The organism is Ligilactobacillus equi DSM 15833 = JCM 10991, assembly GCF_000615765.1.
Classification (GTDB): domain Bacteria; phylum Bacillota; class Bacilli; order Lactobacillales; family Lactobacillaceae; genus Ligilactobacillus; species Ligilactobacillus equi.
Map to the genome: position 1 here is coordinate 1 of NZ_BAMI01000095.1, position 3,597 is coordinate 3,597.

A 3,597-nucleotide genomic window follows, 5' to 3' on the forward strand; every position below is an offset into this window, starting at 1 on the left:
CGTTCAATCTGTGAAGGATGCCCAAGGTACAGCAGTTACAGGTAAGGCAACGCCAGGCTCAACAGTGGAAGTTAAAGACCAAGACGGTAACGTTTTAGGCACAGCTGAAGCTGATAAAGATGGTAACTTTACAGTGCCAGTATCAGGCGATGTATCAGGTGACTTGCACGTAACAGCGCAAGAACCAGGTAGGAAGGCAAGCGAAGCTGTAAAAGCAGTAGACAAGACCGGTTTAGAAGACTCAATCACAGCAGGTGACAAGTTATCCGAAGACGGTAACGTAACTACCGATGATGGAACGAAAGTTCCTGTAGACCCAGCGGACAAGGAAGCCTTAGATAAGGCCCTTGAAGCCGGTAAAGCAGTGGACAATGATCCATCCGCAAGCCAAGCCAATGTGGACGCAGCGAAGAAGAAAATTGATGACGCAATGAAGAACATCAAGGACAAAGCTAACCAAACTAGCGCTCAACCAACGAATGTTCAAGCTGTGAAGGATGCCAACGGAACTAACGTAACAGGTAAGGCAACGCCAGGCTCAACAGTGGAAGTTAAAGACCAAAACGGTAACGTTGTAGGTACAGCTAAAGCTGATGAAAATGGTAACTTCACAGTGCCAGTATCAGGCGATGTATCAGGTGACTTGGCCGTAACAGCCAAAGAACCAGGTAAGCAAGTTAGTGCCGCTACTCCAGTAGAAACACCTAAGGTTGACAAGTCAGCACTCGAAACTTCAATTGAAAAGGGTGATGCTGTTCAAGATGCTACACAAGCTGAAAAAGATGCACTTGATAAAGCACTTCAAAAGGGTAAAGATGTACGCGACAACCCTGCTTCAACCCAAGCTGACGTTGATAAGGCACAACAAGATATCGAAGATGCTCTTAACCGTATTAACGGTAAGAGTGTGGCTCCATCTGATGTTAAGGTATCTGACAATGGTACAACCGTAACAGGTAAAGCCGCTCCAGGTGCCGAAGTCGTAGTAGCCGACAAGATGGCAACGTTCTTGGAAAAGCTACTGCTGACAAGGATGGTAACTTTGAAGTTAAGTTATCAACGCCACAAACGAATGGTGAAAAATTAGCTGTTTCCGCTAAGGAAGAAGGTAAAGATCCAGCTGCAACTACAGCCGTAGCACCTAAGGTTGACAAGTCCGGCTTACAAAGCGCAATTAAGGATGGCAATGAAGTTGCTAATACTTCTAAAGATGACATTGCTAACTTAGAAGAAGCTTTAGATAACGGTAATGACGTAAATGAAAAAGCTTCTGCAACTCAAAAAGAAGTTGATGATGCTAAGAAGCTATCGAAGATGCCCTTAACCGTATTAACGGTAAGAGTGTGGCTCCATCTGGTGTTGAAGTAGCTGACAATGGTACAACCGTAACAGGTAAAGCCGCTCCAGGTGCAGAAGTCGTAGTAGCCGACAAGGATGGCAACGTTCTTGGTAAAGCTACTGCTGACAAGGATGGCAACTTCGCAGTTGAATTATCAACGCCACAAACGAATGGTGAAAAATTAGCCGTTTCCGCTAAGGAAGCTGATAAGCAACCAGCGACAACTACAGCCGTAGCACCTAAGGTTGACAAGTCTGGCTTAAACCAAGCAATCGCTGACGGTAAGGAAGCAACGCAAGGTGACAACTATGCTCAAGCAAACCAAGCTGATAAGGACGCCTTAGATAAGGCACTTGAAGCAGGTAAGCAAGTAACAGCTAACCCAGCTGCAACTCAAGTTGAAGTAAACAATGCTAAGAAGCTATCGAAGATGCCCTTAACCGTATTAACGGTAAGAGTGTGGCTCCATCTGGCGTTGAAGTAGCTGACAATGGTACAACCGTAACAGGTAAAGCCGCTCCAGGTGCAGAAGTTGTAGTAGCCGACAAGGATGGCAACGTTCTTGGTAAAGCTACTGCTGACAAGGATGGTAACTTTGAAGTTAAGTTATCAACGCCACAAACGAATGGTGAAAAATTAGCTGTTTCCGCTAAGGAAGCTGATAAGCAACCAGCGACAACTACAGCCGTAGCACCTAAGGTTGACAAGTCCGGCTTGCAAAGCGCAATTAAGAACGGTACTGAACATGCAAACAAGGTTCAAGACGATATTTCTGCTTTAGAAAAGGCTCTTGACAACGGTAAGAAGGTTGACGCAGATGCTTCAGCTAGTCAAGCAGAAGTTGATCAAGCCCAAAAGGCTATCGAAGAAGCAATTGCAAATACTACTGGTAAGAGTGAAGCGCCATCTGGTGTGAAAGTTTCCGCTAATGGTACAAGCTTAACAGGTAAGGCTAAGCCAGGTGCGACTGTAACCGTAACAGATAAGGCTGGTAACAAGCTTGGTACAGCAATTGTCGATGAAGATGGTAACTTTACTGTTACTTTTGCTGAAAAACCACAAACTAATGGTGAAGAATTAGTCGTTACTGCTCAAGAAACAGGTAAAGACGCTGCTTCTGCAGCAGCAGTTGCGCCAAACGTTGACAAGGCTAACTTACAAGCTGCAATTGATGAAGCTAAGCAATTCCAAACAACGGATGTTTACGCTAATGCTGCTCAGGCAGATAAGGATACGTTGGCTAAGGTCTTGATGAATGGCCAAGCTGTGATGGTTGATGCTGCAGCTAGCCAAGCGGAAGTTGACGCTGCGGAACAAGCTATCCGTAGTGCAATGAAAGCAATTCAAGACAAGGCAAACCAATCAAGTGCTGCCCCAGCTAATGTGAAGGTTTCTGAAAATGGTAGTCAAGTAACAGGTGAAGCTACACCAGGTGCAACTGTGACAGTGGCTGATAAGAATGGTAACGTTCTAGGAACGGCCGTTGCTGATGCAAATGGTAACTTCGTAGTTGTCTTAACGACACCACAAACAGCAGGTCAAGAATTAGCAGTTACCGCTCAAGAAGCAGGTAAGAAAGCAAACTCAACTTCTGTAGTGGCACCTAAGATTGATAAGTCAGGCTTACAAACAGCGGTTGATGCAGGCCGAGACTTCCAAGCAACAGCTGCTTACGCAAATGCGTCTCAAGCAGCTAAGGATGACTTGAACAAGGCATTAACAAATGGTCAAGCTGTGCTAGCAGATACTACTGTGAGCCAAGCGGAAGTTGATGCTGCTCAACAAGCAATCCTTGAAGCAATGAAGGCCCTTGCCGGTGCTAAGGATGTTACTGATACGACAACTAACGTTCAAGCTAATGACAATAAGAAGGCAACAAGTGCTGAAAATGGTCAAAAGCAACTCCCACAAACGGGTGAAGAAAAAGCTGCCACAGGTATGGTTGGATTAGCTGCAATTCTTGGAGCATTTGGTTTATTGGGTGCTACTAAGAAGCGCAAGGAAGACTAATTTTTAGTAAGTCTAATAATTATACTGGTAATTAAACCAGTTGAACCTCCCAAGAGAAATTCTTGGGAGGTTTTTTGTATTCTTACTGTAAGCACACCATAACAGGACGTAAAAAGAAGCGATGGAAGAAATCCACTTAGTTAGGATTTCACCATCGCTTCTTTATTTTCAAGCTGCATATCGTCGTCGACCGGCGAGTGTGCTTTACATTTTGCCTGAACTTCATCAGACCATGGTAAATAAGCGTC

General features: G+C 44.8%; 3 protein-coding genes and 1 pseudogene. All 4 read left to right on the top strand.

The genetic code is table 11. The annotated features are described in order from the left end of the window. Window positions 1-1,087 (top strand): Ig-like domain-containing protein (locus tag JCM10991_RS15455; RefSeq protein ID WP_035188980.1); only part of this gene is annotated, 1,087 nt, incomplete at its 5' end. After that, window positions 1,051-1,368 (top strand): annotated as a pseudogene (locus JCM10991_RS16520) (hypothetical protein); the annotation flags it as partial. The gene JCM10991_RS15455 and the pseudogene JCM10991_RS16520, both read left to right, overlap by 37 nt. Continuing rightward, the gene (locus JCM10991_RS11360) at window positions 1,344-1,823 is read left to right on the top strand and encodes an Ig-like domain-containing protein (protein WP_025021554.1); all 480 of its coding nucleotides are present in this window, start codon (window positions 1,344-1,346) and stop codon (window positions 1,821-1,823) included. The pseudogene JCM10991_RS16520 and the gene JCM10991_RS11360, both read left to right, overlap by 25 nt. Further along, window positions 1,799-3,349 carry an Ig-like domain-containing protein gene (locus tag JCM10991_RS11365; RefSeq protein WP_025021555.1) on the top strand — a complete coding sequence of 517 codons (1,551 nt, stop codon included), beginning with the start codon at window positions 1,799-1,801 and terminating at the stop codon, window positions 3,347-3,349. Before JCM10991_RS11360 ends, JCM10991_RS11365 begins: the two co-directional genes overlap by 25 nt. The last annotated feature ends 248 nt before the right edge of the window (window positions 3,350-3,597 follow it).